16 protein-coding genes are annotated in these 18,632 nt (G+C 49.4%); all 16 read left to right on the forward strand.

Features of this window, described 5'->3' with window-relative positions:
• Positions 1 to 70: 70 nt before the first annotated feature.
• On the forward strand, positions 71 to 1,063 hold the full coding sequence (locus EKO24_RS08850) for a zinc-dependent alcohol dehydrogenase family protein (RefSeq protein ID WP_127030083.1): 993 nt from the start codon (positions 71 to 73) through the stop codon (positions 1,061 to 1,063).
• 97 nt (positions 1,064 to 1,160) lie between these two features.
• On the forward strand, positions 1,161 to 3,512 hold the full coding sequence (gene mrcB / locus EKO24_RS08855; protein ID WP_127030082.1) for a penicillin-binding protein 1B: 2,352 nt from the start codon (positions 1,161 to 1,163) through the stop codon (positions 3,510 to 3,512).
• Positions 3,513 to 3,521: 9 nt separating this feature from the next.
• Positions 3,522 to 4,199, forward strand: coding sequence for an outer membrane lipoprotein periplasmic chaperone LolA (gene lolA / locus EKO24_RS08860; protein ID WP_241674442.1), 678 nt, complete (start codon positions 3,522 to 3,524; stop codon positions 4,197 to 4,199).
• A 60-nt stretch (positions 4,200 to 4,259) separates the two neighbouring features.
• On the forward strand, positions 4,260 to 5,588 hold the full coding sequence (locus EKO24_RS08865) for a replication-associated recombination protein A (protein ID WP_127030081.1): 1,329 nt from the start codon (positions 4,260 to 4,262) through the stop codon (positions 5,586 to 5,588).
• 121 nt (positions 5,589 to 5,709) lie between these two features.
• The gene (locus EKO24_RS08870; protein WP_127030080.1) at positions 5,710 to 7,116 is read left to right on the forward strand and encodes an AAA family ATPase; all 1,407 of its coding nucleotides are present in this window, start codon (positions 5,710 to 5,712) and stop codon (positions 7,114 to 7,116) included.
• Positions 7,103 to 7,684: a hypothetical protein gene (locus EKO24_RS08875; RefSeq protein ID WP_127030079.1), complete on the forward strand. Its 582-nt coding sequence runs from the start codon at positions 7,103 to 7,105 to the stop codon at positions 7,682 to 7,684. Before EKO24_RS08870 ends, EKO24_RS08875 begins: the two co-directional genes overlap by 14 nt.
• A gap of 422 nt (positions 7,685 to 8,106) precedes the next feature.
• Complete coding sequence (locus EKO24_RS08880; protein ID WP_241674443.1) at positions 8,107 to 9,345, forward strand: ATP-binding protein; 1,239 nt, start codon at positions 8,107 to 8,109, stop codon at positions 9,343 to 9,345.
• A gap of 149 nt (positions 9,346 to 9,494) precedes the next feature.
• Positions 9,495 to 10,460 carry an acetyl-CoA carboxylase carboxyl transferase subunit alpha gene (gene accA / locus EKO24_RS08885; RefSeq protein ID WP_127030078.1) on the forward strand — a complete coding sequence of 322 codons (966 nt, stop codon included), beginning with the start codon at positions 9,495 to 9,497 and terminating at the stop codon, positions 10,458 to 10,460.
• 7 nt (positions 10,461 to 10,467) lie between these two features.
• The gene (tilS, locus tag EKO24_RS08890; RefSeq protein WP_127030077.1) at positions 10,468 to 11,820 is read left to right on the forward strand and encodes a tRNA lysidine(34) synthetase TilS; all 1,353 of its coding nucleotides are present in this window, start codon (positions 10,468 to 10,470) and stop codon (positions 11,818 to 11,820) included.
• Between the two features lie 160 nt (positions 11,821 to 11,980).
• Complete coding sequence (locus EKO24_RS08895; protein ID WP_127030076.1) at positions 11,981 to 13,615, forward strand: CTP synthase; 1,635 nt, start codon at positions 11,981 to 11,983, stop codon at positions 13,613 to 13,615.
• Positions 13,612 to 14,445, forward strand: coding sequence for a 3-deoxy-8-phosphooctulonate synthase (gene kdsA, locus EKO24_RS08900; protein ID WP_127030075.1), 834 nt, complete (start codon positions 13,612 to 13,614; stop codon positions 14,443 to 14,445). The genes EKO24_RS08895 and kdsA overlap by 4 nt, the downstream gene beginning before the upstream one ends.
• A 14-nt stretch (positions 14,446 to 14,459) precedes the next feature.
• Positions 14,460 to 15,740, forward strand: a complete 1,281-nt coding sequence (eno, locus tag EKO24_RS08905; RefSeq protein ID WP_127030074.1) for a phosphopyruvate hydratase — start codon at positions 14,460 to 14,462, stop codon at positions 15,738 to 15,740.
• Between the two features lie 56 nt (positions 15,741 to 15,796).
• Positions 15,797 to 16,066, forward strand: coding sequence for a septum formation initiator family protein (locus EKO24_RS08910; protein WP_127030073.1), 270 nt, complete (start codon positions 15,797 to 15,799; stop codon positions 16,064 to 16,066).
• A 98-nt stretch (positions 16,067 to 16,164) separates the two neighbouring features.
• Positions 16,165 to 16,863 (forward strand): 2-C-methyl-D-erythritol 4-phosphate cytidylyltransferase, encoded by a 699-nt coding sequence (gene ispD / locus EKO24_RS08915; RefSeq protein WP_277752504.1) that lies wholly within the window; start codon positions 16,165 to 16,167, stop codon positions 16,861 to 16,863.
• Positions 16,860 to 17,333, forward strand: a complete 474-nt coding sequence (gene ispF, locus EKO24_RS08920) for a 2-C-methyl-D-erythritol 2,4-cyclodiphosphate synthase (protein WP_127030072.1) — start codon at positions 16,860 to 16,862, stop codon at positions 17,331 to 17,333. The genes ispD and ispF overlap by 4 nt, the downstream gene beginning before the upstream one ends.
• Entirely contained in the window at positions 17,334 to 18,356 is a 1,023-nt protein-coding gene (gene truD / locus EKO24_RS08925) for a tRNA pseudouridine(13) synthase TruD (RefSeq protein WP_127030071.1), read from the forward strand.
• Positions 18,357 to 18,632 lie beyond the last annotated feature (276 nt).

Genomic DNA, 18,632 nt, shown 5'->3' on the forward strand with positions numbered 1-18,632 from the left:
GGGAGATTGGTTCTTCGTCTTTCGTCTAAAACGAAAAAATCACGTATTTGGGAATTTAAGGATAAAAAACATGAAAGCAATAATGATGACGGCAGTTGGTAATCCCGATGTTTTGGCGCTACAGGATATTGACGAGCCGGAAATTTCTACAGCAACGCAAATTAAAGTCAGGCTCAAAGCTGCCGGAGTTAACCCTGTCGATACCAAAATCAGGCGTAACGGTTTACTTTACGATAATCCGTTGCCGGTGGTATTAGGCTGTGATGGGGCGGGCGAAGTGGTCGAAACCGGTAGCGCCGTCAGCCGGTTTAAACCGGGCGATAAAGTTTGGTTTTGCAATGGCGGTTTGGGGCGCGAGCAAGGCAATTACGCCGAATATACGGTAATAGATCAACGCTGGGCGAGTTTAATGCCCGAAAGCAGTTCGTTTATCGAAGCTGCCGCGTTGCCGCTGGTGCTGATTACCGCTTGGGGGGCCTTGTTCGATCGTGGCGGATTGCAAGCAGGGCAAACCGTACTGATTCATGCCGGCGCCGGAGGGGTAGGGCATGTGGCAATACAACTGGCGAAATTGAAGGGCGCGAAGGTGATTACGACCGTGAGCTCCAGTCAAAAAGCGGAATTTGCGAAAGCTATGGGTGTCGATCATGCAATCCTGTATATGCAAGATAATTTTGTTGATGCGGTCAATGGCTTGACCGGCGGCAAAGGCGCCGATCTGGTTTTCGATACAGTCGGTTCTGATGTATTCAAAGAAAGTATCGCCGCGACAGCGCATTTCGGACGCCTGGTGACGTTGCTTGATCCCGGCGAATTGAATCTGGTCGAAGCGCGAATGCGTAATTTATTGATTGGCTTTGAATTGATGTTAACGCCGATGCTGAGAGACTTGCATGAAGCAAGAGACAAACATGTTGAAATCTTAAAACAATGCGCCCAATGGTTTGATGAAGGGCTTTTAAAAACCCATATCAGCGAGCAGTTAGCGTTGGCCGAAGCTGCCAAGGCTCATGAATCGATAGAAGCAGGGCATAGTATCGGAAAAATCGTACTGACCTTATAGCGCTTGATTTGTAACGATAACGATAGCTTGCCGATTCAGGCAAGCCTATATTTATGTATAATAGCCAATGTTAATTAAGCTAACGTTGTAAGAGGTTATGGCAGAAAAATCGAAAAAGCAGGGATCAGGTAGATACGACAATAACAATAAAAAAAAGGTAACTAATAAATCGACTTCTCATTGGTTCAGAAATTCAGTATTGGTTTCTCTAGGCGCCGTTGCGTTTGTGTTGCTGAGTTATTTGGGCTATCTGGATTACAACGTCCGCACTCAGTTTGAAGGCAAACGCTGGGCCATTCCTGCACGGGTTTACGCCAGTCCTGTGGAACTCTATTCAGGTTATAACCTGACTGCGGCAAAGTTTGAAGCGTTGTTGCAAACGCTGCATTATCGGCAAGATGTTCGTTTGTCTTCGGAAGGCACCTATTTTAAAAACGGCTCTCAAGTCAGTATCAAAACCAGGGAGTTCACGTTCTGGGATCAGGCCCAGCCCAGCGCTGTCGTACGGGTAAATTTTACAGCATCGGGTATTGCCAATATCGTTGATGCAACGCAAACCAAAGACCTTGCCATTGTACGGCTCGATCCCGTGCAAATCGGTAGTTTATACCCCACCATAAAAGAAGACCGTATCCTGATTAAACTGGAAGAAGCGCCTGATGCGCTGATTAAAGGCCTGCTGGCTTCGGAAGACCGGGATTTTTATCAGCATATCGGCATCTCATTTAAAGGCATTGCCAGGGCAATGTGGATGAACGTCCTTGCCGGCCACATGGTGCAAGGCGGCAGCACCATTACCCAGCAGCTGGTAAAAAACTTTTATTTAACCTCCGAGCGCAGTTTAAACCGCAAAGTCAAAGAAGCTTTGATGGCGCTGATTTTGGAATATCGCTACAGCAAGGATGAGATTCTCGAAGCCTACCTGAATGAAATTTATCTGGGCCAGGACGGCGCCAGTGCCGTGCATGGTTTTGGCTTGGCCAGCGAGTTTTATTTCGGCAGTTCTCTAAAAGACTTGCCTTTGGAGCATATCGCTTCATTGATTGCATTGGTGCGCGGGCCGTCCGAATACGACCCAAGGCGCTATCCCGATCGCTCCCTGCAACGGCGTAACCTGGTGCTGGAAGAGATGGAAAACGAAGCTTATATCACTAAAGAGCAGGCGGCAGCGGCAAGAGCGAAGCCTCTGAATGTGATCGCCAATACCCATCGTTCAAGCAATCGTTATCCCGGCTTCCTGGACTTGGTCAAGCGCCAGTTGAAACAGGAATATAAAGAGGAAGATTTAACCTCCCAGGGCCTGAAGATTTTTACGACGCTGGATACGCTGGTTCAGGATGCGTTGGAAGATTCGTTGTCGAAAAAATTGAGCCAGTTGGAGAAGCTGCCTAAGGCCAGCGACCTTGAAGCCGCAGCCGTCGTGACGCGTAGAGACAGCGGCGAAATAGCCGCCTTAATGAGCGGCCGCGAAGTCGGCGGTAGCGGCTTTAATCGCGCTTTGGATGCGGTCAGGCCAATCGGTTCATTAATCAAGCCGGTCGTGTACTTGACGGCGTTGGAATATCCGAACAAATATACGATCACCACGCCGGTCAGCGATACGGCTATTCTGGTTAAAGGTTCAGGCGGCAATGATTGGAGCCCTAAAAACTACGATCACGTGGAACATGGCGTAGTCGGTTTCCATACCGCGCTGGCGCATTCCTACAACCTGGCTACGGTTCGAATAGGGATGGACATTGGCGTTGCCAGGGTTGCCAAGACGCTAAGAAGCATGGGTATTACCCGGCCGGTCGATTTGTTTCCGTCGTTCCTGCTCGGTGCCGCGCAGTTGACGCCGATGGAAGTCACGCAAATTTACCAAACCTTGGCCGGCGACGGTTTTGCCACGCCATTGAAAGGCATCAGGGCCGTGGTTTCCGCCGAAGGTACGCGCTTGCAAAGTTATCCGTTCACGGTAAGGCAAGTGCTTGATCCGGCGGTCACTTACATCGTCAACACGATATTGCAGGAAGTGATGCACGAAGGCACCGGGCGTTCGGCTTATCAATCTTTTCCGTGGAATTACGGCCTGGTCGGCAAAACCGGGACCACGAACGACGCGAAAGACAGTTGGTTTGCCGGCTATACCGGCGATTACTTGTCCGTGGTCTGGATAGGCCGCGACGATAATAAACCGGCCGGCTTAACCGGAGCCACCGGCGCTTTGCAAGTTTGGACATCGTTAATGAAGCAAATTTCAACCCAGCCGGTGACGTTGATTCCGCCCGACAATATCAAGATGGCTTGGGTCGATCCGGCCAACGGTTTATTGGCGAATGGAAATTGCTCTGGAGCCAGACAATATCCTTTTGTCGCCGGTTCCGCGCCGGAAGAATCTTCACCCTGCATCGATTCGCCTGTTAATCGCGTTGAAACGCTGATTAATGAATTGTTACCGAATAATTAGAAGGTATTTATGAAGAAAATTACAATTTTCGTAGGCTTGATCGCGATGTTGCTTTTTATCGCCAGGGATGGTGTGTATGCCGCAAGCCTGCCGGGAGCAGGCGCGGCGAATGCCTCGGCTTATGCGGAAGATAAACCCGTTAAGCAACTGAAAGCATTTTTAAAAAATACAAGTTCGCTGACTGCCGATTTCAAGCAAGTGCTGCTGAATGAAGCCGGTAATCCGACCCAAACCAGTTACGGCGTTTTTTATTTGCAGCGTCCGGGAAAGTTCCGTTGGGATTATTTGAAGCCTTTTCAACAGCAGATTGTCTCTACATCCGGCAAAGTCTGGTTTTACGATACCGATCTGGAGCAAGTGACCGTCAAGAAGCTTGATGAATCGGTGGGTTCGACGCCGGCGTTGTTGTTAAGCGGTGAAATATCGCTGGACGACAATTTTACGATGGAGCAGCAGGGCGTCGACGGTAATTTGATGTGGATAAAACTATTGCCGAAGAACCGGGAAAGCAGCTTTAAATACGTGCTGATCGGCTTGAATAACGATTCGTTGGGCGGTATGGAGTTAAGCGATAATTTCGGCCAGCTTACACGCATTTATTTTTCCAACGTGGTTCTGAATCCGCCGTTAAAATCGACTTTGTTTGAGTTTACTGCGCCGAAGGGCGTGGATGTTTTTTCCGAGTGAAAATAAGGCAAAGGCCGAAAGCTTTGTTTACCGTTAGTCTTTCGCCAATCGCCTATTTTTATGTTATTCGATGACTTAACCAAACCGCTGGCCGACAGGATGCGGCCGCAAGAGCTGTCCGACTATGTCGGTCAGCAACATATCCTACAGCCCGGCAAGCCTCTGTACGAAGCGATTCTGTCCGGCCGATTGCATTCAATGATTTTCTGGGGACCTCCCGGCACCGGCAAAACCACGTTGGCGCGGCTGATTGCCCAACATTCCGATGCCGAGTTCATGCCGATTTCAGCGGTATTATCCGGCGTCAAGGAAATCCGGGAAGCGGTCGCTGAGGCGAAAAAAATCCAGCACGAAAAACATCGGCGCACGATTTTATTCGTCGACGAAGTGCATCGCTTCAACAAATCGCAACAGGATGCCTTCCTGCCGCATGTTGAGGACGGCACCGTTTATTTTGTCGGCGCGACGACCGAAAACCCGTCTTTCGCGTTGAATAACGCGTTATTGTCGCGGGCGCGGGTCTATGTGCTTAATGCCTTAACGCCTGACGATTTATTGGCTGTGATCGATAAAGCCCTGGCCGATGAAGTGCGCGGCTTGGGCAGTATGGCTATCGTAATGACCGATGAGGTCAAACGGCAGTTCGCGCTGACAGCCGACGGCGACGCCCGGAAACTATTGAACCTGCTGGAAATCGCCGTCGAGTTGGCGGCCGCGAAAGGCAGTCAAACGGTCGATGAAAGCATCGCGAAGGAAGTGCTGTCGGGCAGCGTCCGGCGCTTCGATAACCAGGGCGAAGAGTTTTACAACCAGATTTCGGCGCTGCATAAATCTGTGCGCGGCAGCTCGCCGGATGCGTCGCTGTACTGGCTGTGCCGGATGATAGACGGCGGTTGCGACTTGTCATACCTGGCCCGGCGCATCCTCAGGATTGCATCCGAGGACATAGGCAATGCCGATCCAAGAGCCTTGCAGATTTGCATCAACGCCAGGGAAGCCCAGGAGCGCCTAGGCAGTCCCGAAGGCGAACTGGCGTTGGCGCAAGCGGTCGTCTATTTGGCTTGCGCGCCGAAAAGCAATGCTGTTTATGTCGCCTACAAAGCGGCGATGCAAGACGCCAAACAAAGCGGCAGCTTGAGCGTGCCTGTGCATTTAAGGAACGCGCCGACCAAGCTGATGCGCTCGCTGGATTACGGCAAGGAATACCGTTACGCCCATAACGAGCCGGAAGCCTATGCGGCTGGGGAGAATTATTTTCCCGATGAATTAATCGGCAGGCAGTATTACCAGCCGGTGGATAGAGGGCTGGAAATTAAGATTAAGGAAAAGTTGAAGCATTTGAAAGCATTGGATAAGAATATGCAGTGCGGGGATGGAAATGAAGTTTAAAAATAGGTCATTGCATAATGGTTTCTATTAGCCAGCAAATGGGTAAGATTATTTCATTTGCATTTTATTGCTTGGAGTACTGCCCTAATTACGCCGCAATTTATTTTAGGATAAAGCATATATGATCAAAATCACATTTGAAAACTTGGGTGCTATTGAATTTGGCGAAATTGAACTGGCCGAATTGACAGTCATTTGCGGTGAAAACAATACTGGCAAGACGTATGTTACTTATTTGGTTTATTGTTTACTGAAAACATGGAAGCAGCTAGTTGACATTGATTTAGAAGGCGTTTTCGATGAGCTGCTTCGGAATGGCGTAGTTAAGGTCGATCTACAAAATAAAGTTGCCGACGTTTGGCCTGAGCTGTGTTCCCAAACGCTTAGTAAATTTCAAGAACAATTTCCTGAAATGCTGGCGTCGAAGAGTGAATTGCTCTCCAAATTGAAACTTTGCGTTGAAGCGCCTCTTGGCGAACAATGGAAAGCAAGGGATTTTAAAAATGAGTTACGTAGTTCCACAGGCAACTTATTGGTTACGATAACCAAGCCAACCAATTCCAGTGAAGTGGAATTGGCAGCGCCAAAGGCTGAAGATTTAACTCCTCATCTTGCATTAGGTAATTTTATTGAAGAACGTTTGATTGACCTGATACTTGACGAAGTTATACCAAATATTTTTATTGCCAGCACAGAAAGAACTGGGGCAACCATTTTTAGGAAACAATTGAATTTGGCTACCAACAATTTAGTTAATTTGTTGAGTCAAGTTCACCAAGAAGGCGTAGGTAGCATTACGCCCCGCCAATTAATTGAAACCATTTATGGTCGACGTGAATACGCATTACCTGTCAAACATAACGTCGATTTTATCAATCAACTCCCCAATACCAGTTCTGAAGATGGTGAGCTCTTTAAGTCTGCACCTGAGTTATTAAAATCTTTTGAGACTATCGTTGGCGGAACTTATGCAACTAACAAGGAAGGTGTCACTTATTTTCAACCTAAAGGATCAAAATTAAAGCTGGGGCTGGGTGAAGTTTCCAGTTCTGTTCGTTCGTTGCTGATGGTTTGGTATTGGTTTAAATATTTTGCCAAGAAAGGAGACATGTTAATGCTTGACGAGCCGGAGCTTAATTTGCATCCAGCTAACCAGCGCAGATTGGCGAGATTTATCGCGGCTTTAGTCAACCACGGAGTCAAAGTTTTTCTAACTACACACAGCGATTATATTATCAAGGAATTTAATACGTTGATTATGTTGAATCAGGAGTCGTCAAAATTACAGGGTATTCTTAGCAAACTGAAAGACTACTCGGCAGAAGACCGGTTGGAGGCGGCAAATGTTGCTGTTTATATGGCAAGAGAGGAAACCATTCTTCGTCCGCAAGGCAAAAAGAAAACCAAAACCAGAACATTGGTCAAGGCCGATATCAGTCCATCCCTCGGAATAGAAGCGCGCAGTTTCGATGAAACGATTGACGATATGAATGCTGTGCAGGAGGCTATTTATTATGGCCTTAACTAATGGAATGGATGCTCTTAAGGCAATTCTTGGTTGTGTTCAAGCGGAAGGTTCACAAGTAGCACATGCTATTCTTGAAGAAAAACAACAGGGCGCCAAGTTGAGGAAATTGACTATCTCGGACCTTGGTCCGGGCATGTTATTGCTGGCTACTGATGAAGGACGTAAACGAAATCAGGCGCCTGCCTGTATGTCGCCATTGTTTGCTGAGGATGGCCTATATGATCAAAATCGTGCTTGTGATGCTGTGTTGTTTAGGCAAACCGAAGAAGGCTATCAAGTCTGTTATATAGAGCTCAAGTCTGATAATCCTAGCGGTTTCGAAGGGCAATTTATCAGCACTCAATGCTTTATTAGCTATGTCTGCGAATTATCTGAGCGTTTATGCAATCATTCAATAAACATTATTAGGGAGCGGTATGTTGTCTTTCATACCGATACTAAGAACGGTGTGAGGCGCGGTCTGAAAACCAAAACACTCTTTGCTCCTCGTAGTGCCAATGCACCAAAATCTCCCGATATGTTTTGCGTTCGTAATGGTGACACTGTGCGCTTTTCGGAATTTTTCTAATCATTTTATTAGTCTTTGAGTTGGTAGTTGATCAATTACACAAAAATAAGATGTGTTGGCAGCTGCTAGTCGTGACCCATAATGCCAATATCGTTGTTAATGCCGATGCGGAACTAGTGCTCAGTCAGTATTGATATATCATGTAAAAATCGTTTAACTCAGAGTAAATCCGCTCGTCTCATTCGACAAGCTCATGACAGGCTTTGGCAAGCTCAGGACGGAAGGATTTATTTTTTCCTGACAAAACAAGAATGACTAAGTACTAGCGATGACAATGGATTTTGAGGGCAGATTAACTTGGCATCGGCTGGAGGTCTACAGGAAACATCGGTGCGAAAAGATATTTGCCGGATTATGGAGGGCGGTGAACAGGCATTCCGCCAACGTTATAAACGTATTCTCGAGGATTTAGAGAGAGATGCATGATGACTGTGGATGACTGGTTAAAACGGATTCGCCTCGGCGAGGATTCCACATTGGAGTTGAAGCGCGTGGTCATGCGCAGTAATACCAAGGTGGAGGATCCGCACCCGGATAGCTTGGCCGATGAGTTGGCGGCAATGGCTAATACCAATGGCGGCACTTTAATTTTGGGCATTGACGATGTCAGTAAGCAAGTGCTGGGTATTGCCTATGCTGCTTTGGACACGGTTGAGAAATGGTTGGCGGAACTTTGCCAAACGCGGGTCGATCCTCCTTTGGATATTATTACTCAACATATCGAATTACCGGATGCTGCCGGGCAGCATCAACCGGTCATTATCGTGCAAGTACCGCGTAGCTTGATAGTGCATAAAAGTCCAAATGGTTATTTCAAGCGAATTGCTCATGCCAAACGCGAAATGAAACCCGACGTATTGGCGCGGCTGTTTCAGCAGCGCAGCCAATCCCGGTTAATCCGGTTTGAGGAACAAGTGGTTCCGGCGACGGCACTTGAACAAGCTGATCCTTTACTGATGCGAACTTTTGTGCGGGCAAATGAAGGCGATCCGACCTTACAACTTCGACGCTTGCACTTGCTTGCCGACGATGAAGGTTTGCCGCGATTGAGCGTGGCGGGTGTGTTACTGTGTACGACTAAACCAACGCAGTGGTTGCCGTCGGCTTATATTCAGGCTGTCGCTTATAGCGGCACGGTCAATGATCCCAGCGATCAATTGGATGCCAAGGATTTTGAAGGCCCATTGGACCGCCAGATATGGGATGCTTTTGATTTTGTACGTCTGAATATGAAGGTTCCTGCACGTAAGTTCTTGGGACGTATCGATTATCCACAATATAGTTTACGGGCTGTTTTCGAGGCGTTGGTGAATGCCGTCGTTCATCGTGATTATTCGATTTGGGGCGGTCGAGTCCGTTTGCACATGTTTGCCGATCGGTTGGAGCTTTATTCTCCGGGCGCACTGCCAAACTCGATGACAATTGAAACGATGCAAATGATGTCGATGCCGCGTAACGAGGTATTGTCCAGTTTATTCTCCCGTTATTACCCCGTGCGAGATTCCGGATTAGGGCGTGAGTATTTGATGGACAGGCGCGGTTCGGGAGTTGATGTAATTTTAGCCGAGAGCGAGCGGCTTTCCGGAAGGAGTCCTGTTTATGACAATATTGCCGATATAGAATTAAGATTGACTATATATGCTGCGAGCTTGTCGGAGTGATTACGTATCCTGTTGAATGAAAATATCTTTTTAATCTCGTTATTGCTCGGTTTAAGAAGAAACAAAGCACCCCGGAATTTATTTAGAATAAATTCCCGAATTTCTATAAAATTACCGGTTACTGTAACAATTCTTTAGATCAACTCTACATGGACCTAAAATTTCTCGATTTCGAACAACCCATCGCTGAATTAGAAGCGAAAATTGAAGAACTCCGCAATGTGGAGTTTGATAACAACATCAATATCTCCGACGCGCTCAAGCAGCTGGAAGAACGTAGCCAGGCGCTGACCGAGTCGATTTTCAATAATCTGTCCGATTGGCAAATTTCCCAGTTATCGCGTCATCCGGGGCGTCCTTATACGCTGGATTACGTCGAGCATATCTTTACCGATTTCCATGAGCTGCACGGCGACCGCGCTTTTGCGGACGACCCTGCGATTGTTTGCGGATTGGCGCGTCTCGACGACCAGCCGGTCATGGTGATCGGTCATCAAAAAGGACGCGATACCAAAGAAAAGATTTACCGCAATTTCGGCATGCCGCGTCCGGAAGGCTACCGCAAGGCTTTGCGCATGATGAAAATGGCCGAGCGTTTTAAAATGCCGGTGATTTGTTTAATCGATACTCCGGGGGCTTATCCGGGCATCGGTGCGGAAGAACGCGGACAAAGCGAAGCCATCGCCAGAAACCTGTATGAAATGGCCAAGTTGAGAACGCCGATTATTTGCACGATTATCGGCGAGGGCGGTTCCGGCGGCGCGTTGGCTATCGGCGTCGGCGACCGTTTAATCATGCTCGAATACAGCACTTATTCGGTTATTTCTCCGGAAGGTTGTGCATCGATTTTGTGGAAAAGCCCGGATAAAACACAAATGGCCGCCGAGGCGATGGGCATTACTTCGGATCGCATTCGTGAACAGGGTTTTCTGGATGAGGTCGTCAGGGAGCCTTTAGGCGGCGGTCATAGAGATTTCAAAGCGATTGCTTCGAGCTTGAAGGAAGCGCTGGCTCGTCATATGGATGAATTAAAACGGCAACCTCTCGATAATTTAATAGAAAGACGTTACCAACGGATTATGGATTTTGGCGTTTTTGAGGACAGTGGAAAGTAGGGCATAGGTGCAAGGCGAAAGGACAAAGGCGAAAGATTCGTCTCTTTGCGAGGACTGCATTCTAAAATTCGATCTTAGCGAGGCGCAACGAAGGATTTATATCGCCTACAGCGGCGGAGTGGACTCTCATGTTTTGCTGCATTGTTGTGCATCGATAACCCAACTTAAAGACAAGTTGACTGCGGTCTACGTACATCACGGCTTGCAGGCGGAAGCCGATTTTTGGGCCCGGCATTGTGAAATGAGGGCTAGAGACTTGGGTGTCGAGTTTCTATCGCTACAGGTTAATGCGAAGGCTGCGCCCGGCGAAAGCCCGGAAGAAGCCGCCAGGAATGCCCGCTACGCGGCTTTAAAATCACTGCTGAAAGCCAACGACGCGTTGCTTCTTGCCCAGCATCGGGAAGACCAGCTCGAAACCGTGCTGCTGCAATTATTCCGCGGCAGCGGCTTGCGCGGGCTTTCCGGAATGCCGGAGCGCATAACTTTCGGGGCAGGGGTGATGTTCCGGCCTTTTCTGAATACGCCTAAACAGGCGATCAGCGATTACGCCGCTGCACATCAATTGCAGTGGGTTGAAGACCCCAGTAATCAAAGCAACGATTACGACCGCAATTTTCTGCGCAATGCGATTGTGCCGATGTTAAAACAGCGTTGGCCTGCAATCGATAAAACGGTTGCGCGCTCGGCGAGACATTGTGCCGATGCGCAAGTGCTGGTCGATGAGGTCGCTGATGAGCTGTTCGCTTCGGTTTTTGATCCGGTAGACAAGACGCTGGGTATCGGCCGGTTATTGGCGCATCGCAGCCATCTTCAGCAGCTTATCATCAGGCATTGGTTCCGGTATCTTGGGTTAAAAATGCCGTCGCAGGCCAGGATCGAGAGGATTCTCAGCCAAGTGGTCGCGGCGGCCGGGGATCGTGATCCGGTGTTGTCGGGTCAGGACTGTAGCATCCGCCGTTACCGGGATAAGCTGTATTGTCTGGTAGATGTTTCAGGTACGGAGCCGAAAGCATCTGGAGGCTGTGTTTGGCCTAAGGGGCAAACGTCAATAAAAATCACCGGTGACAGGGTCTTGTCTTGCGTCGAGTCTGCAAAAGGCATAGAGCGCGAGCGGTGGCAGACAGCCAAAGTCGAAATAAGATTCCGCCGGGGCGGCGAAAAAATTCGCTTGCCGGGGCGCGAAGGCCGTCATGCCTTGAAAAATTTGTTTCAGGAAGCAGGCATTCCGCCTTGGGAAAGGGATGTGATGCCGTTGGTTTATTTGGACGATGAGCTTGCCGCCGTTGGCGATAAGTGGATTAGTGCCGAGTTTTATAGTCAGAAAGCAGACGGCTGCATCGGCTTGTTTTTACAAACTTAAGAATTAAGCCCAAAAGACAATGACGAAAACTGCATTGTCGATTAAAATACGCACGTTTTACCTAACCTCAAAGCTATTAGGATGAGCTGGTGAAGGAAGCCCGCCGTTCGCGACTAAGGGGCTTCATGCCTCAGTTCATCTTATGAACTAAAAATCCTACATGACAAAATACATTTTCATTACCGGTGGCGTTGTCTCGTCTCTTGGCAAAGGCATTGCTGCATCTTCATTAGCCGCTATTCTTGAATCGCGCGGTCTTAAAGTTACGATGACCAAGCTCGATCCTTATATCAATGTCGATCCGGGCACGATGAGCCCTTTTCAGCATGGCGAGGTATTTGTCACGGAAGACGGTACCGAAACCGATCTTGATTTAGGACATTACGAGCGGTTTATTAAAACCACGATGACCAAGAGAAATAGCTTTTCAACCGGCCAGGTCTACGAAAGCGTTTTGCGCAAAGAGCGTAAAGGCGAGTATTTGGGCGCTACGGTTCAGGTCATTCCACATATCACCGATGAGATCAAGCGCCGCGTTTATGAGAGCGCCGAAGGCGTTGACGTCGCATTGATTGAGGTTGGCGGTACGGTCGGCGATATTGAATCCCTGCCTTTCCTGGAAGCTATCCGGCAAATGCGTTTTGAGTTAGGTTCGGATCGGTCGTTATTTATTCATTTGACGCTGATCCCTTATATCCGCTCAGCCGGCGAAATTAAAACCAAACCGACTCAGCATTCGGTCAAGGAATTACGCAGTATCGGTATCCAGCCGGATATTCTGATTTGCCGTTCGGAACAAGCCATACCGCCAAGCGAGCGCCGCAAAATTGCATTGTTTACCAACGTTGAGGAAAAAGCGGTTATTTCCGCGGTCGACGCGAGTTCTATTTATAAGATTCCGTTATTATTGCGCGATCAAGGTTTGGACGATATTGTCGTCAACAAGCTGCGCCTGGATGTGCCGCCGGCGGATTTATCTGAATGGGAAGCCGTCGTCGATGCGTTGGAGCATGCCGACGGCGAAGCGACTATCGCTATCGTCGGCAAATACGTCGATCATTCCGATGCCTATAAATCGTTGAATGAAGCGTTGATTCATGCCGGTATTCGTACCCGGACCAAAGTCAATATCGTCTATATCGATTCCGAAACGATAGAAGACGAAGGCGTCGCCCGCTTAAAAGGCCTTGATGCGATTCTGGTGCCGGGCGGCTTCGGCGAACGCGGCGTGGAAGGCAAAATCGCGACGGTTAAATACGCGCGGGAAAACAAGATCCCTTATCTGGGGATTTGCTTGGGCATGCAGGTTGCGGTTATCGAGTTTGCCCGCGATGTGGCCGGTTTGGAAGGCGCGCACAGTACCGAGTTTTTACCCAAGTCGCCGCATCCGGTGATCGGTTTGATCACCGAATGGATGGCGGAAAGCGGCCAGTTGGAAATCCGCGACGAAAACTCCGATTTAGGCGGTTCGATGCGCCTGGGCGGACAGCAATGCCGCTTACAATCCGATTCGCTGGCTTTCCAGCTGTATCAAAAAGACGTGATCACCGAAAGGCATCGTCACCGTTACGAGTTCAACAGCCAATACCTGGAAAAACTTGAAAAGGCCGGCATGCGTTTTTCCGGCAAATCGATTGACGGGCGTTTGGTCGAAGTCGTCGAGATTTCCGACCATCCGTGGTTCCTGGCTTGCCAGTTCCATCCGGAATTTACCTCAACCCCAAGAAAAGGACATCCGCTGTTTTCAGGGTTTGTAACCGCAGCTGTTGAACATAAAAAAGGCGCAGTAAAATGAAATTATGTGGATTTGAAGCCGGCTTGGATCAGCCGATTTTTTTGATAGCCGGTCCCTGTGTTATCGAAAGCGAGCAGTTAGCGCTGGATACGGCCGGAGCGTTGAAAGAATTAACGACAGCATTAAACATCCCTTTTATCTACAAATCGTCGTTCGACAAAGCCAACCGCTCGTCGCACCAAAGTTACCGCGGCCCCGGCGTCGAAGAAGGGCTTAAGATACTGGAGAAAGTCAAACAGCAAATCGGCGTGCCGGTATTAACTGACGTCCACGAAGATACGCCGTTGGCCGAAGTTGCGGCCGTCGTCGACGTGATGCAAACGCCTGCGTTTTTATGCCGGCAAACCAATTTCATTCAGCAGGTCGCGGCTTGCGGCAAACCGGTCAATATCAAGAAAGGCCAGTTCCTGGCGCCGTGGGATATGGTTCATGTAGCGAACAAAGCCAAAGCGACCGGCAACCAGCAGATTATGGTCTGCGAGCGCGGCGTATCGTTCGGTTATAACAACCTGGTTTCCGACATGCGTTCGTTGGCGGCGATGCGCGATACCGGTTGCCCGGTCGTTTTCGATGCGACGCATTCGGTGCAACTGCCGGGCGGTCAAGGCACGGCATCGGGCGGACAGCGTGAGTTCGTGCCGGTGTTGGCTAGAGCGGCAGTCGCGGTCGGTATTGCCGGCCTGTTCATGGAAACCCACCCGAACCCTGCGGAAGCGAAAAGCGACGGCCCAAATTCCTGGCCGCTGCACAGGATGAAAGAATTGCTGGAAATTTTATTAACTCTCGACAAGGCTGTGAAAGCAAGCAGCCTGATCGAAACAACTCTGTAAATCAAGGAAAAATAATGACTGAAATAGTAGATATTCGTGCAAGAGAAGTTTTAGATTCACGCGGTAACCCGACGCTGGAAGCAGACGTCGTTTTAAAATCCGGCGTGATCGCGAGCGCGATGGTGCCGTCCGGCGCGTCAACCGGCGAGCGCGAAGCCATTGAATTGCGCGACGGCGACAAAAGCCGTTACTTAGGTAAAGGCGTTTTGACTGCGGTTAACAACGTCAACACTAAGATTCGCGCTGCGGTTGTCGGCATGGACGTTGCCGACCAAGCGGGTATCGACAAAACAATGATCGAGTTGGACGGCACCGACAACAAAGGCAATTTGGGCGCCAACGCGATTTTGGGCGTGTCTTTGGCCGCAGCGAAAGCCGCAGCGCAAGAAGCGGGCGTGCCTTTGTACCGTCATTTGAACACCAGCGGCAAATTCATCATGCCGGTTCCTATGATGAACATCATCAACGGCGGTTCGCATGCGGACAACAGCGTTGACCTGCAAGAATTCATGATTTTGCCGGTCGGTGCGCCAACTTTCGCCGAAGCAATCCGTTACGGCGCCGAAGTTTTCCATAACCTGAGCAAAGTATTGAAAGCCAAAGGTCTGGCGACTACGGTCGGCGACGAAGGCGGTTTCGCGCCTAACCTGTCTTCAAACGAAGAAGCGATCGAAGCGATCCTGGAAGCGATCGCGAAAGCGGGCTACCAAGCCGGCCGCGATATTTACTTAGGTATGGACGCAGCCAGCTCCGAATACTACAAAAACGGCAGCTACGAGTTGTCTTCTGAAAACAGAAGCTTCAACTCAATTGAGATGAACGACTTCTTCGTTGACTGGGTTAACAAATACCCAATCATTTCTATCGAAGACGGCCTGGATCAAAACGACTGGACCGGCTGGAAAGACCAAACCGAAAAATTGGGCGGCAGAGTGCAATTGGTCGGCGACGACTTGTTCGTAACCAACCCGGCTATCTTGAAAAAAGGCATCGAGCAAGGCATTGCCAACTCAATCCTGATCAAAGTGAACCAAATCGGCAGCTTAACCGAAACTTTGGACGCGATTAACATGGCGCACGCAGCTGGTTATACAGCGGTCGTATCGCACCGTTCGGGCGAAACCGAAGATACTACTATCGCGGATTTGGCGGTTGCAACCGGCACAGGCCAAATCAAGACCGGTTCATTAAGCCGTTCCGACCGTGTCGCTAAATACAACCGCCTGATGAAAATCGAAGAAGAATTAGGCGAGTTAGCGGTTTACGCAGGCCGCAGCGCGTTCAAAACGCTGTAAAAAAGCGATCAGAGACTAAGGGCTTCGGCCCTTAGTCTTCAATCTTTTTCCCGTCCATGAAAATCATCGTTGCAATTATCATCCTGTTGATTATCCATCTCCAATACCGGATATGGATTGGCGACGGCAGCGTTGCAGAGATCGAAGCCTATCAACTGCGCCTTGATGACCTGAAAAAACAGGTCGAGGAAAAGCGGCAGCGCAATGAAGCGCTGTATGCCGAGGTGCTGGACTTAAGGAAAGGCCAGGAAGCGATTGAAGAGCGGGCTCGGGATGAATTAGGGATGATCAAAGAAGATGAAACGTTTTTTCATGTGCTTGAATAACGAGGTTCAAGGAGCAAGGTAAAAGGTACAAGGGCGTGTGCTTTTTACCTTGCTTCTTGACCTTGCCTTTAAACTTTCCCCACCTTGGACCTTGGATCTTGGACCTTGAACCTAAGTTAAAATTCTGGGGCGTTGTTCCCGCAGCCGGTGTCGGCAAACGCATGCAGGCCGACCGGCCTAAACAATATCTCGAACTTGCCGGCAAAACAGTCATCGAACATACGCTGTCGCGCTTGTTACAGGCAGAGGTTTTTGCCGGGATCGCCGTCGCGATTTCCGAAGAAGATCCGTACTGGCCCGAGCTGGCAATTTCCAAACATCAACAAATCATCACCGCGCCGGGCGGTAAAGAGCGCGCCGATTCGGTGCTTTCCGGTTTGAAAACGATCAGGCAGCAGGCTTCCGATAATGATTGGGTCTTGGTCCACGATGCCGCGAGGCCGTGTATTACCGCGGCCGATATTCGCCATCTGATAGCTTCGCTGGTCAACGACGATGTTGGCGGCATTTTGGCGTTGGCATCGGCCGATACGTTAAAGCAAGTGCAAGGCATCAACATTACCGGAACGCTGGATAGAAGCCATATCTGGCGGGCATTGACGCCGCAGATGTTCCGTTACGGCATGTTGAAAGCCGCACTGGAGCAATCGCAAGGCAATCCGGCCATTACCGACGAAGCCAGCGCGCTGGAACTGCAAGGCTTGCAGCCGAAAATCGTCGAAGGCCGTCCCGACAATATCAAAATCACCCGCCCGGAAGACCTGGCGCTGGCGCAATTTTATATGGAGCAACAATGATTAGAGTAGGTCAAGGTTACGATGTACACCGCTTCAAAGACGGTGGCGAGGTCATACTAGGCGGCGTAAAAATCCCGTACGAGCAAGGCCTGGAAGCGCATTCAGACGGCGACGTGGTGTTGCATGCTTTATGTGACGCGATCCTGGGCGCAGCCGCATTGGGCGACATCGGCAAACATTTTCCCGATACCGATCCTGCATTCAAAGGCGCCGACAGCCGGGTTTTGCTGCGCCATGTTTACGGCGTCGTGCAACAAAAAGGCTACAAACTGGTCAATACCGATATTACGATCATCGCCCAAGCGCCAAAAATGTCGCCGCATACTGCAGAAATGTGCCGTAACATCGCCGACGATTTGCAGGTCGATGTCGATTGCATCAACGTCAAAGCGACGACGACCGAAAAGCTCGGTTTCGAAGGGCGTAAAGAGGGCATCGCGGTGCAGGCCGTGGTCCTGATCGAAAAATAAATGCAAGCCATCGAAATCCCGGTTTGGCCGTACGTTTACGGAGGACCTTCCGGTTCCGGCAAAATTCGTAGTTTACCCGAAGATTTTATCGTTAAAGAAAACCTGTCTTTCGAGCCGTCGGGCGCCGGCGAACATGCTTTCTTGCAGATAGAAAAGAAAGGTGAAAATACCGAATACGTCGCCAGACAATTATCCCGGTTCGCCAATGTCAGGCAACGCGATGTCAGCTATGCGGGATTAAAAGACCGTTACGCCGTTACGACGCAATGGTTCAGCGTCTGGTTGCCCGGCAAAGCCGATCTCGATTGGTCAGAGTTCGAATCGGATAGCGTTAAAGTATTGCAAGCGGTCCGCCATGCCAGGAAACTCAAGCGCGGCGTGTTGTCCGGCAACAGTTTCAAGTTGACTGTCCGCGATTGGCAAGGCGATCAAGCCAAGACTATCCAGCAATTGGAACAAATCAAAAACGGCGGCATCGCCAATTATTTCGGCACGCAACGTTTCGGCAACGAGGGGCAAAACGTCAATAAAGCATTCGCGATGTTCGGCGGTGCTAAAGTCGGACGCGAGCAGCGCAGCATTTATTTGTCGGCGGTTCGGTCTTATCTGTTCAACCTGATTTTGGCTGAGCGGATTAGGCAAAATAATTGGAATCAAGCGCTTGCCGGCGATACCTATCAATTCGATTCGTCGCATAGCTGTTTTCAATCGGATCGGCCGGACGCTGAAATCATTCGCAGATTGGAGACCAAGGAAATTCATCCTACCGGCGTATTATGGGGCAGGGGAGATGCCGATGTTTCAGCCGATGCACTAGCGGTTGAGCAAGCTGTCATCGATGCGCATGAAGAACTGGCCCAGGGTTTGATAGCGAACGCCGTCGACCGCGACAGGCGCGCATTAAGAGTGAATGTGCAGCGGTTGCAATGGCGGTTTATCGACGATGCGACGCTGGAGCTCTGTTTTACCTTACCGGCTGGAAGCTACGCTACATCATTGCTGAGAGAGATCATTGAGTTTTAAATTATAACTTTCAACATCCGCTAACATTAATATCGAGGCGAATAGGGCGTAGAGGCTTGAAAGTCAAATACAGTTTGAAATACCAACGATTTTAGGGATTGATGAAATCCATATATTGGACGCACATAAAAGGGAAAGGGATATGCCGGGAGTCTTTCACCAGCCCGCTAAAAATCTCAATCAACCTTAGTGCGTGTTTTAAAAGTAGCCATTGAGTTGCAAAACCTGCAAAATTTAAAATTTGCAATGGCTAAAAGAAAACACCGCAAGCGCTAC

Source organism: Candidatus Methylobacter oryzae (assembly GCF_003994235.2).
Lineage (GTDB): Bacteria > Pseudomonadota > Gammaproteobacteria > Methylococcales > Methylomonadaceae > Methylobacter_A > Methylobacter_A oryzae.